The organism is Gordonia aichiensis, from assembly GCF_039946255.1.
Classification (GTDB): domain Bacteria; phylum Actinomycetota; class Actinomycetes; order Mycobacteriales; family Mycobacteriaceae; genus Gordonia; species Gordonia aichiensis_A.
The window spans coordinates 117,763-135,114 of the sequence record NZ_JBCDWL010000010.1 but is presented as its reverse complement, the minus strand read 5'-3'; the positions used below and the strand labels follow the sequence as shown (position 1 = coordinate 135,114).

At 72.7% G+C, this 17,352-nt stretch carries 12 protein-coding genes; 4 read left to right on the top strand and 8 right to left on the bottom strand.

Annotated elements, in window-relative coordinates:
- Window positions 1–112: 112 nt before the first annotated feature.
- The 3 genes from glmM to rplM are packed head-to-tail and all read right to left on the bottom strand — an operon-like array spanning window position 113 to window position 2,429.
- Window positions 113–1,459 (bottom strand): phosphoglucosamine mutase, encoded by a 1,347-nt coding sequence (gene glmM / locus AAFO60_RS13455; protein ID WP_347956713.1) that lies wholly within the window; start codon window positions 1,457–1,459, stop codon window positions 113–115.
- An 8-nt stretch (window positions 1,460–1,467) separates the two neighbouring features.
- Window positions 1,468–1,989: a 30S ribosomal protein S9 gene (rpsI, locus tag AAFO60_RS13450; protein ID WP_347956712.1), complete on the bottom strand. Its 522-nt coding sequence runs from the start codon at window positions 1,987–1,989 to the stop codon at window positions 1,468–1,470.
- Window positions 1,986–2,429, bottom strand: coding sequence for a 50S ribosomal protein L13 (gene rplM, locus AAFO60_RS13445; RefSeq protein WP_347956711.1), 444 nt, complete (start codon window positions 2,427–2,429; stop codon window positions 1,986–1,988). The genes rpsI and rplM overlap by 4 nt, the downstream gene beginning before the upstream one ends.
- A 234-nt stretch (window positions 2,430–2,663) precedes the next feature.
- Between rplM and AAFO60_RS13440 the strand changes: the two genes are divergently transcribed.
- Window positions 2,664–3,227, top strand: a complete 564-nt coding sequence (locus AAFO60_RS13440) for a YceI family protein (protein WP_347956710.1) — start codon at window positions 2,664–2,666, stop codon at window positions 3,225–3,227.
- 135 nt (window positions 3,228–3,362) lie between these two features.
- Here AAFO60_RS13440 and AAFO60_RS13435 read toward each other — a convergent pair whose 3' ends face one another.
- The gene (locus AAFO60_RS13435) at window positions 3,363–4,559 is read right to left on the bottom strand and encodes a type VII secretion-associated protein (RefSeq protein WP_347956709.1); all 1,197 of its coding nucleotides are present in this window, start codon (window positions 4,557–4,559) and stop codon (window positions 3,363–3,365) included.
- Window positions 4,556–8,542, bottom strand: a complete 3,987-nt coding sequence (eccCa, locus tag AAFO60_RS13430) for a type VII secretion protein EccCa (RefSeq protein WP_347956708.1) — start codon at window positions 8,540–8,542, stop codon at window positions 4,556–4,558. Before eccCa ends, AAFO60_RS13435 begins: the two co-directional genes overlap by 4 nt.
- Window positions 8,543–8,848: 306 nt before the next feature.
- Here eccCa and AAFO60_RS13425 point away from each other — a divergent pair, with 306 nt between their 5' ends.
- Window positions 8,849–10,351, top strand: coding sequence for an amidase (locus AAFO60_RS13425; RefSeq protein WP_347956707.1), 1,503 nt, complete (start codon window positions 8,849–8,851; stop codon window positions 10,349–10,351).
- Complete coding sequence (locus AAFO60_RS13420) at window positions 10,348–11,019, top strand: GntR family transcriptional regulator (RefSeq protein ID WP_347956706.1); 672 nt, start codon at window positions 10,348–10,350, stop codon at window positions 11,017–11,019. Before AAFO60_RS13425 ends, AAFO60_RS13420 begins: the two co-directional genes overlap by 4 nt.
- 25 nt (window positions 11,020–11,044) lie before the next feature.
- On the opposite strand, the gene AAFO60_RS13415 is transcribed toward AAFO60_RS13420, so the two are convergent.
- Together AAFO60_RS13415 and AAFO60_RS13410 are read right to left on the bottom strand one after the other, a co-directional pair.
- Window positions 11,045–13,942, bottom strand: coding sequence for an FAD-binding and (Fe-S)-binding domain-containing protein (locus tag AAFO60_RS13415; RefSeq protein WP_347956705.1), 2,898 nt, complete (start codon window positions 13,940–13,942; stop codon window positions 11,045–11,047).
- A gap of 4 nt (window positions 13,943–13,946) precedes the next feature.
- The gene (locus AAFO60_RS13410; protein WP_347956704.1) at window positions 13,947–15,233 is read right to left on the bottom strand and encodes an aspartate aminotransferase family protein; all 1,287 of its coding nucleotides are present in this window, start codon (window positions 15,231–15,233) and stop codon (window positions 13,947–13,949) included.
- 79 nt (window positions 15,234–15,312) lie between these two features.
- Here AAFO60_RS13410 and AAFO60_RS13405 point away from each other — a divergent pair, with 79 nt between their 5' ends.
- Window positions 15,313–16,299 (top strand): D-2-hydroxyacid dehydrogenase, encoded by a 987-nt coding sequence (locus AAFO60_RS13405; RefSeq protein WP_347956703.1) that lies wholly within the window; start codon window positions 15,313–15,315, stop codon window positions 16,297–16,299.
- Between the two features lie 82 nt (window positions 16,300–16,381).
- On the opposite strand, the gene AAFO60_RS13400 is transcribed toward AAFO60_RS13405, so the two are convergent.
- Window positions 16,382–17,293 carry a LysR substrate-binding domain-containing protein gene (locus AAFO60_RS13400; protein ID WP_347956702.1) on the bottom strand — a complete coding sequence of 304 codons (912 nt, stop codon included), beginning with the start codon at window positions 17,291–17,293 and terminating at the stop codon, window positions 16,382–16,384.
- Window positions 17,294–17,352 lie beyond the last annotated feature (59 nt).

The window sequence follows — 17,352 nt, the reverse complement described above, 5'->3', positions numbered from 1 at the left end:
ACCCCTTTAGACGCAGCAGCGACCCGATCGGTTCCACGACACGCCGACGAATGCGCGACGTCCCCGCCGAGAGGTCTCGGCGGGGACGTCGCGAGTCGATGTCGGGGCGTCGTCAGACGGCGGCGACCACCGCGGCCACCCGTTCGGCGATGCCGCGCGCCGACTCGGGCGTCTGCGCCTCGACCATCACGCGAACGAGCTGTTCGGTGCCCGACGGCCGCAGCAGGATGCGGCCCTGTCCGTCGAGTTCGCTCTCCGCGTCGGCGACGGCCGCGAGGACCTGCTCGGCGACGGCGACGGCGTGCTTGTCGACGACCTGCACGTTGATCAGCTCTTGCGGGAGCACGGTCATCACGGCGGCGAGGTCGGCCAGCCGGGTGCCGGTCGAGGCGATCCGCGCGGCCAGCATGAGACCGGTCAGGACGCCGTCGCCGGTGGTGCCCGCGGACGGGATCACGATGTGTCCCGACTGCTCACCGCCGAGTGCGTAGCCGCCCGCGCGGAGTTCTTCGAGGACGTACCGGTCGCCGACGCCGGTCACCTTGAGCTCGATGCCCGCGGACTTCATCGCCAGGTGCAGGCCGAGGTTGCTCATGACCGTGGCCACCAGGACACCGTCGGTGAGCTCGCCGGACTCGTGCATCGCCAGCGCCAGGATCGCCATGATCTTGTCGCCGTCGACGACGGCCCCGGTCGAATCGACCGCCAGGCAGCGGTCGGCGTCGCCGTCGTGCGCCAAGCCCAGGTCTGCGCCGTGCTCCAGCACCGCGGCCTGCAGCTTCTCCAGATGGGTGGAGCCGCAGCCGTCGTTGATGTTGAGCCCGTCGGGTTCGGCGTGGATCGCGATGACCTTGGCGCCGGCCGCCTCATAGGCCGCCGGTCCCACCTGCGAGGCCGCGCCGTGCGCGCAGTCGACCACCAGGGTCAACCCGTCGAGCGGGGTGGTGACGGCTTGTGCCAGATGGGCCAGGTACCGGTCTGCGGCGTCGGCCGCGTCGACGATCCGACCCACGTCCGCACCGGTGGGGCGACGGCGCTGGGTGCGCATCTCGGCTTCGATCGCGTCTTCCACGTCATCGCGGAGCTTGTGACCGCCGGCGGCGAAGAACTTGATGCCGTTGTCGGGCATGGGGTTGTGCGACGCCGAGATCATCACGCCGAAGTCGGCTCGATAGTCGGCGGTGAGGAAGGCGACGGCCGGGGTGGGCACCACGCCGACGCGGATCGCGTCGGCGCCTGCGGCGGCCAGGCCCGCGCACAGCGCGGCTTCCAGGAGTTCGCCGGAGGCGCGGGGATCGCGTCCGACCACCACGCGCGGTCGGGTGCCGGTCGGGCGGGAGGAGTCTGCATCTGCACCGAGAACGCAAACGGCGGCCGCGGCCAGGGCCAACGCCAGCTCGGGGGTGAGCTGTTCGTTGGCCCGGCCGCGGACGCCGTCGGTGCCGAAAAGGCGTGCCACAGAAGCGATCAGCGCTTGCTGTACTGCGAAGCCTTGCGGGCCTTCTTCAGGCCGTACTTCTTCCGCTCCACGGCGCGCGCGTCGCGGGTCAGGAAGCCGGCCTTCTTCAGGGCCGGACGATCCTCGGGGCTGACCTCGATGAGGCCGCGGGCGATGGCCAGACGCAGGGCGCCTGCCTGACCCGAGGGGCCGCCGCCGACCAGGCGGGCGTGGATGTCGAAGGCGTCGGTGCGCTCGACGGTCACCAGCGGCGCCTTGATGAGCTGCTGGTGCACCTTGTTCGGGAAGTAGTCTTCCAGGGTGCGGCCGTTGAGGGTGAACTCACCGGTGCCGGGCAGCAGGCGGACGCGGACGACGGCCTCCTTGCGGCGGCCGACGGTCTGGACGGGGTGGTCGAGGACCACGGGACCGCGCGAGGAGACCTCGGTCTCGACGACCTCGACCGACTCGGTGGTGTAGGTGCCGTCTTCGCTGAGCGTCTCTTCTTCGATGATCTCGACGTCGACGTCGTTCACGTTGTTGTCGCTCACTGGGCCACCTGCTTGATCTCGTAGTTGACCGGCTTCTGCGCGGTGTGCGGGTGGTTCGGGCCCGCGTAGACCTTGAGCTTGCCTGCGATGGCGTTGCCCAGCTTGTTCTTCGGCAGCATGCCCTTGACGGCGCTCTCGACGACGCGCTCGGGCTTGGTGGCCAGGAGCTCACCGATGGTCTGCGAGCTGAGGCCGCCCGGGTGACCCGAGTGACGGTACAGGCGCTTGTCGGTCAGCTTGTTGCCGCTGACGGCGACCTTCTCGGCGTTGATGATGATGACGTAGTCGCCGCCGTCCATGTGGGGGGCGAAGGTGGGCTTGCCCTTGCCGCGGAGCAGGTTGGCGCTCGCAACGGCGAGGCGGCCGAGCACCACGTCGGTGGCGTCGATGACATACCACTCGTGGGTGATGTCACCGGCCTTCGGGGTGTAGGTAGGCACAGTAGTCCTCACTCGATTTCGTTTGCTGCTGGTCAGACGCTCCCGCAGAGTGCTCTCCCGGCGACCAGTGGGGACCCGGGAGCTCTGTATGCGCAGGGCACCAGCGACCCAGGATACGCGGACGGCGCCGCCGCGGTCAAAACGCCGCCGGTCACGGCGCCGGGTCCGCGCACGGTCGTTCGCACCGCTTCCGTCGCACGGTCTGTCTGACGATCCTGTCGTATCGTGGCGACCATGAGCCCGCAGCAGTCCGGCCCGCACCGCATCGAGTTCGGTCCCGATCGGGGGACGCTCACCGTCCGCACCGACGTCACCGGCCGGGCCGCCCGTACCGGGCATCGTCTCGTCCTCGGCTTCGACCGCTGGCGCGCGACGGTCTCCTTCGACGACGGTGTGCCGACCCGCGTCGATCTGACCGTCGAAGTGGAGTCGATGCAGGTGCTCTCCGGCGAGGGCGGCCTGACGCCGATGACGCTGCCCGAACGGCTGGTGGCCCGCGGCAACGCGCTCAAATCACTCAAGTCCGGGAAGTTCGGCGAGATCGGCTTCGCCGCCGACGAGATCACCGCCACCGACGACGGTTACGAGTTGACCGGGCAGCTCACGATCTGCGGAACGCCGCGGCCGCACACCGTGCGGGTCTGCGTGACCGGCGACGACGGTCGGACGCAGCTCGCCGGCGAGTCCACCGTGCGGCAGACCGACTTCGGGGTGAAGCAGTACTCGTTGATGATGGGAGCCCTGAAGGTCGCCGACGAGGTCGTGGTCGAGTTGGCGGCGACGGTCGGCGACACGTAGCCGACCGGGTCCGCACGAGATGCGAGCCGAACCTGCCGCAGTCGTGCCAGGTCGGACAGACGTCACCGCTGAGGCCCGACGCCCTTCCCTCGAACCATGCGGGCTCTCAGCGGGGAACTCTCTCCGGCGCATCGCCTAATCCGGCCCCACCCGCACCGACCCGACCGCCCCACGACACGCCGCCTCCACCGACTCCGCGCCGGTCCCGCCCTGACAGCCGACGCTGACCTGCGTGCGCTGATCGACGCTGATGTACCAGGCCACCGGCTCCCCCGACGCCGGTGTCTCGCGATAGCCGATCACCTGCCGCCCCGCATACGCCAGGTCGGGCGCGAACTCCGCCACCACGTCGTCCCCACGCTGCGCGATCCGCTGCCGCAGACTCGCCGCCACCGTCGCCGACGACGACCCCGACCGCAGCGTCGAGACCACCACGATCACCCGGCGCCCGTCGTCCGGTGCGGCGAACACCGCCCGCCGCCCGGCACCGTCGGCCCCGGTGGAGGCCATGTCCGTGCGCCTCCAGCCGCCCGGCACCTCCAGGCGAGCCCGCCCCACCTGCACCGCCTCCCGATCGACGACCGCCGGGCGCGGCCAATGGCTCCACACGCCGACGACCACGACCGCTACCGACAGCAACGCCGCCACCAGAGCCGGAGCCCACGCGCTGGGGCGTCGACCGGCGACCGGCGCCGCGGGCAGCCCGGCCAGCAGATCTGCGCCGGTGACTGCCGCGATCCCCGCGCCGTGCCGCCCCAGGAGCCGCCGGTCGACACTCTCGGCCCGCACCCCGAAGACCTCGGCCAGCAGGCGTCGCGCCCGCTCGATCGACGCCGGGTCGGGACCGTCGACGAACACCGCGTCGGACTCCTCGAGCAGCCGCGCCCACCCCGGATCGGCCGGGATCCGGTGCGGCAGCGTCACCTCCCCGTTCCCCAACTCCCAACGCCCCTGCCTGCGCGCCACCGCGTGCACGGACCAGTGCCCGCCGGTCGACGGCAGCATTCGTGTCTCCACGACGGCGCATCGATGCACGGTGGCATCGGCGTGCGAGGCGGCGATCGCGACCGCTCGCGGAATCGGCACGACAGCCGCGGCGTGCGGGGCCGCTGCGGCCAGCTCGGCCCGCAACGAGCCGGTACGCACCGGGCCCCACACCGTGGGGGCCACGACGGCGACCGAGCCGGCCGCCCGCAGCGCCTCAGCGAGCGCGGGCCGGGCCGGGGCGCGTCGTCGCGGGTCGTCGATGTCCTCCAGGACGACGCCGACGTCGAATTGCCGGTCGCCGACGCGCACCCGACCGTAGGCGAGGTCGAGCACCGACCCGCTCACTCCCGCTCCCCCAGCGCCACCTGCACGATCTGCGGCGGATGGTTGCGGGAGACGAGCTCGCCGCGGCCCGCGGGCAGCCGCTGCAGCCGGTGCCTGCCGACGATGTAGCCCTCGTCCGGGTCGCCGTTCATCAGCAGCACGTCGCACGACAGGTCGCGCAGGGCGGCGACGACCGGATCGAACAGCGCCCGGCCGAGCCCGCCGGACCGACGCGTCAGGATCATCCGGAACCCCACGTCGCGGCCGTGGCCGAGCAGTTCCACCAGCGGCAGCAGCGGATTGCCGGAGGCGGTGGCGACCAGGTCGTAGTCGTCGACGACGAGGTAGACCGTCGGGCCCGACCACCACGACCGTTCCCGCAGTTGCTCGGCGGTCACGTCGTCGCCGGGCAGCCGGGCCGCGAAGTATTCGGCCAGCTGCGCCATCATCGGTCCCGCGGTCCGCTCCGAACTGGCGTAGCCGCCCAGGTGGGATTCGGGGACCTCGCCGAGCAGGCCGCGCCGGTAGTCCACCAGGACCACCTTCACCTCGTCCGGGCCGCCCGATGCGACCAGCCCGCGCACCAGGGTTCGTGCGGTCTCGGTCTTTCCCGACTCCACGTCGGCGAACACCAGCAGGTGCGGCTGGAGATCGAAGTCGAGCACGGCGGGCCCCAGGTCGGTCTCCGACAGTCCCAGCGCGACCCGCCCCGCCGTCGCCGGGGCGCCCGCGGCGGCGACGGCGCGCGCCAGTTCGCCGTCCCCGACCCGCCGCGCGAGGGTCCGCACCGCCGGTGCCGAGCGGCCGTCGAAGGCCTGCGCCACGTGTGCGACGAGCGCGGCCGTGCCCGCCGAGACGCTCTGCGCGTCGGCGACGTCGTCGATCCGCGGCAATGCCACCAGCAGGTGCTTCTCCTGCGCGGTGAGGCCGCGGCCGGGCCGCCCCTCCGGGACCCCGGCGGCGGCGCGGCGCCCCATCTCCGAGTCGAGGGCGTCGCCCAGCTTCAGCTCGATCCGTCCGCCCATCAGGTCTTTCATCGCCGGCCGGATCTCCGCCCACCGGGTCGCGGTGACGATCACGTGGATGCCGTACGCCAGCCCGCCGGACACCAGGGCGTTGACCTTCTCCTCCAACAGCTCGAAGTCGGCGCGCAGCACCCCGATGCCGTCGATGACCAGGAAGACGTCGCCGTATGGGTCGTCCCGGTCGGCCTCGGGGCTGAATCGCCCCTTCGCCCGCGCCGCGCGGTACTCGCGCATCGACTCGACACCGTGCTCGGCGAAGGCCTGTTCGCGCGCGGCCCGCACGCCCTCGATCTCGGCGAGGGTGCGTCGGATGGTGTCCCGGTCGGCCTTGGTCGCCACCGATCCGACGTGCGGGAGTCCGACCAGCGCGGACAGGGAGCCGCCGCCGAAATCCAGGCAGTAGAACTGCATCTGCTCGGGTGCGTGGGTGAGGGCGGCGCTGCAGATCAGGGTGCGCAGCGCCGTCGACTTGCCGGTCTGCGGCCCGCCGACGACCGCGACGTGCCCGCCCGCGCCGGACACGTCGAGCACCGCCGTGTCACGTCGTTGCTCGTAGGGAAGGTCGACGACGCCGTACGCGATGACGAGGTCGCCGTCCGCGGCCGGGTCGGGCGCCCGCCCGCCGACCAGTTCGCCGAGGGTGACCGCGGTGTCCAGGGGCGGCAGCCACACTTGATGCGGGCGGCGACCGTGGCCGTGCAGGGCACCGACCATCGTCTCCAGCAGGGTGGCGGTCGGCTCGTCGTCGACGGCGTCGCCCGCCGCCGGGTCTCGCGGGACGATCGGCACGTCAGCGGTGGTGAAGGCCAGCGGCGCCGTCCCCGACGCCGACCGCTCGCCGCCGGTCGCGGCCGTCGCCGTCGTCGGCGGCCGATAGGGGCCGGAGACGTAGCAGGTGGTGAAGCGGGTCGGCGCCCCCGAATCGCATTTGAGGTAGGCCGCTCCCGGCGAACTCGGCAGGTGGTAGGCGTCGGGGACCCCGAGCACGGTCCGGGATTCGTTGGCGGAGAAGGTCTTGAGCCCGATCCGGTACGACAGATGGCTGTCCAGCCCGCGCAGGCGTCCCTCCTCGAGCCGCTGCGAGGCGAGCAGCAGGTGGATGTGCAACGACCGCCCCAGCCTGCCGATCGCGACGAACAGGTCGGCGAACTCCGGCTTCTGCGCCAGCAGTTCGGAGAACTCGTCGACGACGATGAACAGGGCGGGCAGCGGGTCGAGCGGGGCGCCGCCGCGGCGGGCGGCCTCGTAGTCGGTGACGTTGGCGAAGTTGCCCGCCGACCGCAACAGTTCCTGGCGCCGATTCAGTTCGCCGGAGAGCGCGTCGCCCATCCGGTCGACCATCGACAGCTCCTGCTCCAGGTTGGTGATGACCGCGGCCGTGTGGCGGAGCTCCTCCAACCCCAGAAACGTTGCGCCGCCCTTGAAGTCGACGAGCACCAGGTTCAGCTCGTCGGGCGAGTGGGTGGCGACCAGGGCCAGCACCAGGGTGCGCAGGAGCTCCGATTTGCCGCTGCCGGTGGCCCCGATGCACAGCCCGTGCGGGCCCATCCCGCCGTGCGCGCTCTCCTTGAGATCCAGCTGCACCGGAGCGCCTTCGGGCGTGTAGCCGATCGGCACGCGGAGCCGGTCGGCGCCGGTGCGGCCCGGCCAGACGCCGGCCGGGTCGGGTCGGGCCGGGTCGCCGATCCCCAGCAGCGCCTGCAGTCCCGGGTCGCCCGCCACCAGCGGGGTGTCCAGGTCGAGCAGGGCGTCGAACGACGCGGGCCGGTACCGCGCCAGGCGCCGCGCGACCGCTTCAGCCTCCGCGGCCCCCAACCGGTCGACGACGGCGAACTCTTCGAGCCCCGCGGCGGTGTGCGCCCCGATCCGACCGCCGTCGACCACCAGCTGCAGGCCGCGATGAACGGTCAGCGGGCTCGGCGCCCGTCCCAGCCCGAGCACGGTGACCCCGTCGATCCCGGCCCCGCCGATCAGCTCGTCCTCGGCGTCCACGGCGTCGGTGTCGACGACGACCACCAGGTGCGTGGCGGCGAGCGATTCGGCGGTGCGGCTGAAGCCCGCGCGCGTCGAGAGGTCGGCGTCGAGGTCGGCGGTGAGCGCGGCGAGGGTCGAGTACACCATCCGGGCCGGGCCGAGCGCATCGTTGCGCACCGGGTGTCCCGCGTGCGGCAACCACTTGACCCAATCCCATTCCGCCGCCGACGGGTCGTCGGTCACGACCGCGATCCGCAGGTGGTCCGGGCCCTGGAGCACCGCGAGTTGGCACAGCATCGACCGCAGCAGGCCGCGCACCTGGGCGGGGTCGCCGGTCAGGCTCACCGCCGGAAGACTCCGCAGTGCGACGGCGGTCGGCACGTCGTCGACGGCCGCGTGGGCGGCGGCGAAGCGTCGCAGCGCCACCGCGGACACCGGTTCCAGATCGTCGCCCGGCGCCGTCTGGGGCGGCAGCAGTTCGGTGGCCAGGCGGTGGGTGCCGCAGCCGACCCGCACATCGGCGAAGTCGTCGTCGGCCAGGCGGCGCTCCCACATCCGCCGACCGCCGACGAATCCGAGGAGCGCGGCCGGTTCCGGGTGCTGGAACTCGGCCGACTCACGTTGCCGCATCGCCGTCTCCGTCACCTGCTCCCGGAGTCTCCCGAGGTGCCGGAGATAGTCTTTGCGGTTCTCGTTGAGTTCGGCCGCGCGTTCGGTGCCGCCGCGTCCGCCCGAGGCGAGCATGCCGACCATCGACATCACCATCATCATCGGGAACATCAGGAACAGCGGGTTCGCCAGCGCGCTCGCGCCGCCGGTCACGAGCATCATCGCCACCATGCCGACGACGCCCAGCACCATCACCACCGGCAGCAGTCGCACCAGCAGGTTCGGCGGCACGGCGCGCGACAGTTCCGGCGGCGAGGTCAACTCGATCTCGTCGTCGGCGACGGGCGCCCCGACGATCCGCGGACGGCGTGCGAAACCGATTGTGGCACTGCCCATTCGAGCCCCCCAGCTCCATGGCGACCGCCCCCGCGATCGCACTCGCGCCCCGCGCGGCGAATCGACGGCCTCCCCGAACCCTCGACCCCAGGCGTCGCCGACACGACCGGCTCGGCGCCCCCTTCTCGCCGCGCAGGCGATGGATGACGTTGTACCAAGTTCTCCGCGGGCGGGTCCGCGGAATGGGCCAGGTTCGACCGGCCGGCCCCGCAACGTCGCCGCACCCGAGGACTCGCCGCCGTTGACTCCACCCACGCGAAGCGTACGATTGTCGACAATCAACAGCACGTCGGAAGGGGCACCGACATGGCCGCAGATCGTGCCGAGCTCTGCGCCCTGAGCGCCTTGGAGCTGTCGAAGGCCTACCGCGACGGCTCGCTGTCTCCGGTGGACGTGATCGACGAGGTCCTCGGGGCCGTCGACCGGGTCGACGCGCATCTGAACGCCTTCTGCCTCGTCGACCCGGACGGCGCGCGCTCGGCCGCCCGCGCCGCGGAGCGCCGGTACCGGGACGGGTCCGCGCTGGGGCCGCTCGACGGCGTCCCCGTCTCGATCAAGGACATCTTCCTCACCGCCGGGCATCCCACTCATCGCGGGTCACGGCTCGTCGCCGACCTCGACGGCGGCCGCACCGCCACCGTCGACGCACCCGCGGTCGCCGCGATCCGCGCCGCCGGGTGCGTCCCGTTCGGCAAGACGACGACGCCCGAGTTCGCCTGGAAGGGGGTCACGGACTCGCTGCTGACCGGGATCACCCGGAACCCGCACGACCCGGCGACCACCCCGGGCGGCTCGAGCGGCGGTTCCGCCGCCGCGGTCGCCGCAGGCCTGGGGCCCCTGTCGGTCGGCACCGACGGCGGCGGCTCGGTCCGGATTCCGGCGTCGTTCACGGGCACGGTCGCGCTGAAACCGACCTACGGCGTGGTCCCGATGTATCCGTCCAGCCCGTTCGGCACCCTCGCCCATGCGGGACCGATGGCCCGGACCGTCACCGATGCCGCCGCCTTCATGGACGCGCTGATCCGCCCCGACGCCCGCGACTGGTCGGCGATGCCCCCGTCGGCGACATCGCCGGAGCAGGGCGGCTACCTGACCGCCGCCCGGGACGGCACGCTCGGGCCGCGGCCGCTGGCCGGGCTGCGCGCGGCCTACAGTCGTGATCTCGGCTTCGCGACCAATCGGCCCGACGTGGAGCGCGCGGTGGATGCGGCAGTCGCGGTGATGACCGACCTGGGCGCCGCCGTCGAGGAGGTCGACCTCGGCCTGTCCGATCCGGTCGACGCCTTCCATGTGCTCTGGTTCGCCGGCGCGGCGGCGGTGCTGAAGCCGTTCGGCGACGACGCCGCCGACCATGTCGACCCGCGACTGCGCGAAGCACTGGCGCGCTATCACGACTACTCGGCCCTGGACTACCTCGACGCCGTCTCCCGACGGATGGCCCTGGGACGACGACTGGCAGCGCTCCACCGCGACCACGATGTGCTCGTGACCCCGACGATGCCGATCCCGGCGTTCGACGCGGGCGCGGACGTGCCGCCGGGCTGGCACAGCCCCGATTGGACCTCGTGGACGCCGTACACCTACGTTTTCAACATGACTCAGCAACCGGCGCTGTCGATCCCGTGCGGCACCTCCGACGACGGCCTCCCGGTGGGACTGCAGCTCGTCGGCGAGCGGTTCGCCGACCGGCTCGTGATGCGGACCGGCGCCGCCCTGCACGCCCGGATCGCCGATCAGACGCCTCGGCCGCCGATCCACGCCTGCGCGGGCGACGTGCCGGCCGCACCGACGTGGCCGCGACGGCGATGACTGACTACTCGGCGATGTCGCTGGAACCCGTCGTTCAGGAGTCGACGCCTGCGATCATCGCCCGGTCCCTGCGCCGGGCGATCGCGGCAGGCGACTTCCCTCCCGGCTCGCAGCTCGGCGAGGCCGCGCTCGCCAAGCATCTCGGCGTCAGCCGCGGCCCCCTCCGCGAAGCGATGCAGCGCCTCACCCAGGAAGGACTGCTGGTCTCGCACCGCAACCGCGGACTGTTCGTTCCCGAGCTGACCCCGGCCGCCGCGACCGACATGTACCTGCTGCGCACCACGATCGAACGCGCCGCCGTCGAGCAGATCCTGCAGGTCGGCGACGGCGCGGCCTGCGCGGCCCGGCTCGGCGCGGTGGTCGCCCGGATGGCCGAGTCGAGTCCGGATTCGCCGGAGATGATGGCCGCCGACCTCGACTTCCACCGCGAGCTGGTCGAGGCCGCGCACAGCGAGCGCCTCTCGCGCGTGCACGAGACCGTGATCGTCGAGACCAGCATGTGCCTGCGCGCGATGGCCTCGACCTACGGCCCCGACGAGGACCGGGTGTCCGAGCATCGGGAGCTCGCCGACGCGATCGGCGCCGGCGACCTCGCGCGAGCGACCGCAGCGCTGACCGCGCACATGCGCGACGGCCTGGCGCGGGTCGTGCGGCCCCTGTCCTCGTGACCGACCCCGTCCCCGGCGCAGGACACTAGCCGCTGCTCGCCTCGGGATCGAGCAGTTCGAACAGATGCCTGCCGCGGCGCCCCGGTCCCGCATCACCGCCAGTGGTCGGGTCGACGGCCGCCAGCCGGCGGATCTGGGTGGCGCACGAGAAGCCGTCGGTGAGGACGGGCGCGTCCGGATGGCTCCGCAGCGCCGGCGCCAGCGCCTGCTCGGCGACCGCGTCCGACACCGCTTCGTGTCCCGCGGTGAAACCGAAGTCGCCTGCGACGCCGCAGCATCCGGTGGCCTCCACCACGCTGCCGACGCCGAGTGCGCTGAGCGTCGTCCGCTGCACCCGGTTCCCGAAGCCCGCGTACTCGTGGCAGTGGGTTTGGACGACGACGTACGCGGGCGGCTCACCGGGCCAGGCGGGCGCGCGACCGTCGGCCGCCAGCATCCCCAGATGCGTGGCCGCCGACCGCACCCGGGCGGCGACGCGCCGGGCGCGCGCCGACTCCTGCGCACCCACCTGTTCCGCCGTCAGCAGCCGCGGCAGGTCGTCGTGCAGGGTCGCCGCACAACTCGGCTCGACCACGACGATCGGCACCCCGTCGTCCCACGCGTCGAGGCGGCGAGCGGTGCGCCGCAGGGTCTTGCGCGCGGCGTCGAGCCTGCCGGTGGTGATCTGGGTGAGTCCGCAGCACAGGTCGGCCGAGCACGCCACCGACCGGTGGACCCCGCCGAGCACGCGGGCCGCGGCGCCGGCCACCTCGGGACGCAGCCCCCGGGTGAACGAATCGAGGAACAGCACGATCTCCGGCGGCGTCGGCGCGCCCACGCTCGGCGGCGTCCGCCGCAGTTGGGCGCGCAGCGCGCCGGCCGACGCGAACTCCGGGAGCACGCGGTCGGCCCCGATCCCGCCCCAGCGGGCGCCGACCCGCCCGGCGCGGGCGCCGAGCAGCGCATTGAGCGGTCGCGCCAGGTGGGGAGTCACCCGCAGCCAGGTCGGCAGCATCCCGAGCGTGTAATGCTCCCGGGGCCGGATCCGACCCCGATACCGGTGGTACAGGACCTCGGACTTCATCGCGGCCATGTCGACGCCGGTCGGACAGTCCGACGAGCACGCCTTGCACGACAGGCACAGGTCCATGGCCTCGGCGAGCGCGGGCGCGCGCCAGTCGACGGCGTCGAGGCCGTCGCGGGTCGCCTCCTGCAGCACGCGGGCCCGACCGCGGGTCGAGTCCTTCTCGTCGCCGGTGGCGCGGTACGACGGACACATCACCCCACCCGAATGGGTGCGACACCGTCCGACGCCGATGCACGCCTGCGACGCGTGGTCGGCGGTCACCTCGGCCAGCGCGAGATCGGCGTCGATCGGCGCCGTCTGACGCAGGCCGCCGGGCGCGAGGATTCCCGCCGGATCCCAGACGGCCCCGAACCGGTCGAAGGCCGAGCGCATCTGTGGCGAGTACATGATCGGCAGCAGCTCTGACCTGGCACGACCGTCGCCGTGCTCGCCCGACAGCGACCCCTCGTACCGCACGACCAGGTGCGCGGCGTCGGTGCAGAAGGCGCGGAAGACGGCGCGTCCGGGCGCCGTGCGGAGGTCGAAATCGATGCGGATGTGCATGCAGCCGGCACCGAAGTGCCCGTACATCACACCGGTCAGGCCGTGCCGGTTCAACAGTTCGCGGAACTCGGCCAGGTAGTCGCCCAACAGGTCGGGGCGCACGGCGGCGTCCTCCCAGCCCGGCCACGACAGGATGGTCTCGCCGGTGTCGGGGTCGGTGAGCCGGGAGCTGAGTCCGGCACCGTCCTCCCGCACCCGCCACAGGTCGGCGCGCTCGGTGGCGTCGGCCACCTGGCGCAGGTCGACGGCGCGACCGTCGGCGCGCAGGTCCGCTTCCAGCGCCGCGGCCCGCTCGGTGCCGCTGCCGGTCTCGTCGACCTCGATGAACAACCATGCCCGCCCCTCGGGCAGTTCGGCGACGGCGTCGGCGCCCCGCCGTTCGCGCATGGTCGCCACGATCACCTCGTCGACGCCCTCCACCGCGGTCGGGCGATGCTTCAGCAGGAGCGGGACGTCCCGGGCGGCGTCGACGATGTCGGCGTATCCGGCGACGATCAGCGAGGTGCGCGCAGGCCGGTCGACCAGCGCGACGGTCGCGGCGGTGACGACCACGCAGGTCCCCTCGCTGCCGACCAGGGAGCGGGCGACGTCGAAGCCCTCTTCGGGGAGCAGGTGCCGCAGGTGATAGCCGGAGACCTGCCGCGGGATGCGCCCGAGTTCCACGCGGATCGCCGCGAGGTGATCGGCGGCGAGCGCGCGGAGTTCGGCGGCCAGGTGATCGGCGCGGGCGGCGGCGGCCGCGTCGCCGGGCACCGTCGCACGGATTCCGGTGCGGGTCACCGTGAGCCGCAGACCGTCGGCGGTGACGGCGCGCAGTTCGACGATGTGGTCGGCGGTGCGTCCGTAGCGGACCGAGTGGTTGCCGCAGGCGTCGTTGCCGATCGCGCCGCCCAGGCAGGCGCGCGTCTGGCTGGAGGGGTCGGGGGCGAACGTGAGGCGCCGGTCGGTCGCCTCGAGCACCGCGGCCCGCAGACTGCTCAGGACGACGCCGGCCTCGGCCGTGGCGGTGCGCGCCCGCTCGTCGACCGCGAGGACCCGGTGCATGTGGCGCGACAGGTCGAGGATGACCCCCGCCCCGATCGCGTTGCCCGACATGGAGGTTCCTCCGCCGCGTGCGGTGACGGGCACGCCGAGCCGGTGGCACACGGCCAAGGCCGCCGCGACCTGCGCCTCGGTGCGCGGGAACACGACGGCGGCGGGGACCACCCGGTAGTTGGAGGCGTCGTAGGAGTATTCGGCCAGCCGCCGCGGGTCGTGTTCGGGTTCCAGGCCTTCCGCTCGCAGTGCCGCTGTCAGTGCGCTCGGATCAGCCATGACGTCAGCCTTCCACTGTGCGGCGCACGGCGCGAACGAATCGTTCGGCGCCGGCGGCGACCTCCTCTTCGGTGACGACGAGCGCCGGAATGATCCGGACGATGGATCCGAGTGGACCGCACGTCAGCGTCAGCAGGTCCTCGTCGAGGCACGCCTGTTGGACTGCGCCGGCCAACCGCACGGCCTCGCGGGACTCGGGGCCGCCGGCAGCGGCGGTGGGGTCGCCGAACTCGACGGCGAGCATCAGCCCGATGCCGCGGACGTCGCTGACGGCGTCGATTCCGGCGATCCCCTCGCGCAGCGCGGTGAGCAGCTGGTCTCCGCGAATCCGAGCGTTCTCGACCAGCCCGTCGCGTTCGACGACGCCGAGGGTCACGACCGCGGCCGCCGCCGCGACGGCGTTGCCGCCGTAGGTGCCGCCCTGGGACCCGGGCCAGGCCTTGGCCATGATCTGCTCGGGTGCGGCGATCGCCGAGATCGGAAAGCCCGAGGCGATGCCCTTGGCGGTGATGATGATGTCGGGCACCAGCCCGTCGGTGTGCTGATGGCCCCAGAACCGCCCGGTGCGGCCGATGCCCGCCTGCACCTCGTCGAGCACCATCAGCGCGCCGTGCCTCCGGGTTCGCTCGCGCAGACCGGCCAGGAAGGCGGGCGGGACGGCGAGATAGCCGCCGTCGCCGAGGACCGGTTCGATGAGGACGGCGGCGAGCTCGCGCGGGTGGACGCGCGTGGCCATCAGGTAGTCGAACTCGTTGAGCGCGTAGGTGACGGCGTCGTCCTCCGACATCTGCAGGCGACGCGCATCGGGGAAGGGGGTGGCGCAGACGCCGGCCATCATCGGGCCGAAGCCCGCCGAGAACTTGGTGCCCGCGGTCGTGAGCGATGCGGCGGCCACGGTCCGGCCGTGAAAGCCCCGCTGCACGGTGACGATGCAGGGCCGCCCGGTCGCCATCCGCGCCAGCCGGACCGCGGCCTCGACCGCCTCGGACCCGGAGTTGGCGTAGAACACCGAGTCGATGCCGTCGGGCAGGTGCTCGCCGAGTTTCTCGGTCAACTGCAGCAGCGGTCGATGCATCACCGTCGTGTACTGCGCGTGAATGATCTCGGCGCACTGCTTCTGCGCGGCGGCGACCACCTCGGGATGGCAGTGACCGGTGCTGACCACGCCGATGCCGGTCGTGAAGTCGAGATAGCGACGCCCGTCGGTGCCGTGGATCCACGAGCCGAGCGCGTGGTCGACGACGACCGGTGTCGCCTGCTGCAGGACCGGAGAGAGGGAGGCCTTGGTCATGTGGCCAGTGTCTGCCCAGCGCCCAGCATTGTCAACGGTCCGATTGTCGACAATCATCGTCGGGGTTACGGTGGTCGACATGACCGACCGCCGCCCCGTCGTCGTCCTGCTGACCGCCGCGGACCTCGCGCCGCCGTCGGACCTCGAGTCGATCCGCAGCCTCGCCGACGTCCGCACGGCGACCGCCGAGACGCTGGCCGACGCCCTGCCCGGCGCCGACGTGCTGCTGGTGTGGGACATCTTCTCCCGCGCACTCGCCGGCGCCTGGCACGCCGCCGATGCGCTCGGCTGGATCCACGTGGCGGCGGCGGGGGTCGACGCGATCCTGTTCGACGAGCTGCGCGCCTCCGACGTCGTGGTCACCAACGCCCGCGGCGTCTTCGACCGCCCCATCGCCGAGTACGTCCTCGCCTGCATCCTGGCCAACGACAAACAGCTCCACCGCACCGAGGAGTTCCGCCGGCGCGGCGAGTGGGTGCACCGCGAGACGCTGCAGGTGAAGGGGCGCCGCGCCCTCATCGTCGGCACCGGCGGCATCGGTCGGGCGATCGCCCGGCTGCTGAGCGCGGTCGGCATGGACGTGCGCGGCGCCGGTCGCACCCCGCAGCTCGACGACCCCGACTTCGGCACCGTCGTCGGTTCGGCCGATCTGGCCGCGCACCTGCCCGACGTCGATCATCTGGTGATGGTCGCACCGCTGACCGACGCGACCCGCGGCATGCTCGGCCCCGACGAGCTGGCCGCCCTCCCCGACGGCGCGCACGTGATCAACGTGGGCCGCGGGCCACTGGCCGACCAGACCGCGCTCACCGCGCAGATCGCGTCGGGCCGCCTGACCGCGCACCTCGACGTGCTCGTGCAGGAGCCGCCGGCCGCCGACGATCCGCTCTGGACGCTGCCGGGCGCGCACATCAGCCCGCACATGTCGGGCGATGTCATCGGCTGGCGCAACACCCTGTCGGCGCAGTTCGTCGAGAAGCTCCGCGAATACGCCGACGGTCGGACACCGGGACCGGCGGTCGACAAGCGGCGGGGCTACGTGCCCGGAGACGCCGCCGGCGGCTGAGCCGCACCGCACCCGTGGACCGAAGCGAATCCGGCCGGGTGCGCCTGCCCGGCGCGCGGTTGCTGCGGCGACGGTCTCCACCTCACCCGGTTCGCAGCCCCAGCTCCGCGGCGCCGTCGACCATCGCATCGATGAAGGCGGTCAGCGGCTCGCGGTCGGCGTCGCGGCTGCGATAGGCGATGAACAGATTGCGCTCGAAGCGACCCGCCAGCGGCGTCAGCTGCACCCCGCCGGGCAGTCCCATCGCCCCCAGGTCCGACACCAGCGTCACGCCCAGCCCCGCCGCGGCGAGCGCGAGCGCCGTCGACTGCTCCCCCACCGCATGGTGGACGTCGGGATCGAAACCCGCGTCGCGACAGGCCAAGCGGACGGCCCGGCCGAAGTGCGATCGCGCATCCGACAGGATCCAGCCGCGACCGGCCAGTTCGGCCAGTTCGATCGGCTCGGTCCCGAGGGTCCCCGCCCGCGCCGCGACGGACAGTCGTTCGACGGCGACCAGCCGCCGCTCGAGGGTCCGGACCTGCGGCATCGCGTAGTTGGAGTAGTCGATGACGAACGCGAGGTCGAGCGAACCGTCGCGCACCGCGTCCGATCCCGCTTCCGGTTCCAGTTCGACGGTCTGCACCTCGATCCCCGGCGATCGCGCCGCCAGGAGGTCGAGCCCGGTCGGCAGCAGTCCCGTCGCCACCGACGCCCAGACCCCCGCAGTCAACGACGCGGTGGTGCCCTCGCGCAGCGATTCGATCGCGTTGCCTGCGCTCTCGACGGCATCGAGGATCTCTTCGGAATGATCGGCCAGGACCCGCCCGGCCTCGGTGAGCGTGATCCGGCGCCCGATCCGGCGGAACAGCGTGGTCTGCGCCTCCCGCTCCAACTGCGCCAACTGCTGCGACACCGCGGACGGCGAGTAGTGGAGGGCGTCGGCCACCGCCGTCACCGTGCCGCGGTGCCGAAGCTCTCGGAGCAGCTTCAGACGGTGCAGCGAGACCTCCATACATCGAGGTTACTGAACGATCATGCACACGAAGTCGACATGGACGCCGCCCCGCTCCC

What these genes read in the sequence shown, in the direction of transcription:
- AAFO60_RS13420 (WP_347956706.1), top strand. Translation starts at nt 10,348, where the DNA reads ATGACTGACTACTCGGCGATGTCGCTGGAACCCGTCGTTCAGGAGTCG.
- eccCa (WP_347956708.1), bottom strand. Translation starts at nt 8,542, where the DNA reads ATGGGCAGTGCCACAATCGGTTTCGCACGCCGTCCGCGGATCGTCGGG.
- AAFO60_RS13425 (WP_347956707.1), top strand. Translation starts at nt 8,849, where the DNA reads ATGGCCGCAGATCGTGCCGAGCTCTGCGCCCTGAGCGCCTTGGAGCTG.
- AAFO60_RS13400 (WP_347956702.1), bottom strand. Translation starts at nt 17,293, where the DNA reads ATGGAGGTCTCGCTGCACCGTCTGAAGCTGCTCCGAGAGCTTCGGCAC.
- AAFO60_RS13405 (WP_347956703.1), top strand. Translation starts at nt 15,313, where the DNA reads ATGACCGACCGCCGCCCCGTCGTCGTCCTGCTGACCGCCGCGGACCTC.
- AAFO60_RS13410 (WP_347956704.1), bottom strand. Translation starts at nt 15,233, where the DNA reads ATGACCAAGGCCTCCCTCTCTCCGGTCCTGCAGCAGGCGACACCGGTC.
- AAFO60_RS13415 (WP_347956705.1), bottom strand. Translation starts at nt 13,942, where the DNA reads ATGGCTGATCCGAGCGCACTGACAGCGGCACTGCGAGCGGAAGGCCTG.
- AAFO60_RS13440 (WP_347956710.1), top strand. Translation starts at nt 2,664, where the DNA reads ATGAGCCCGCAGCAGTCCGGCCCGCACCGCATCGAGTTCGGTCCCGAT.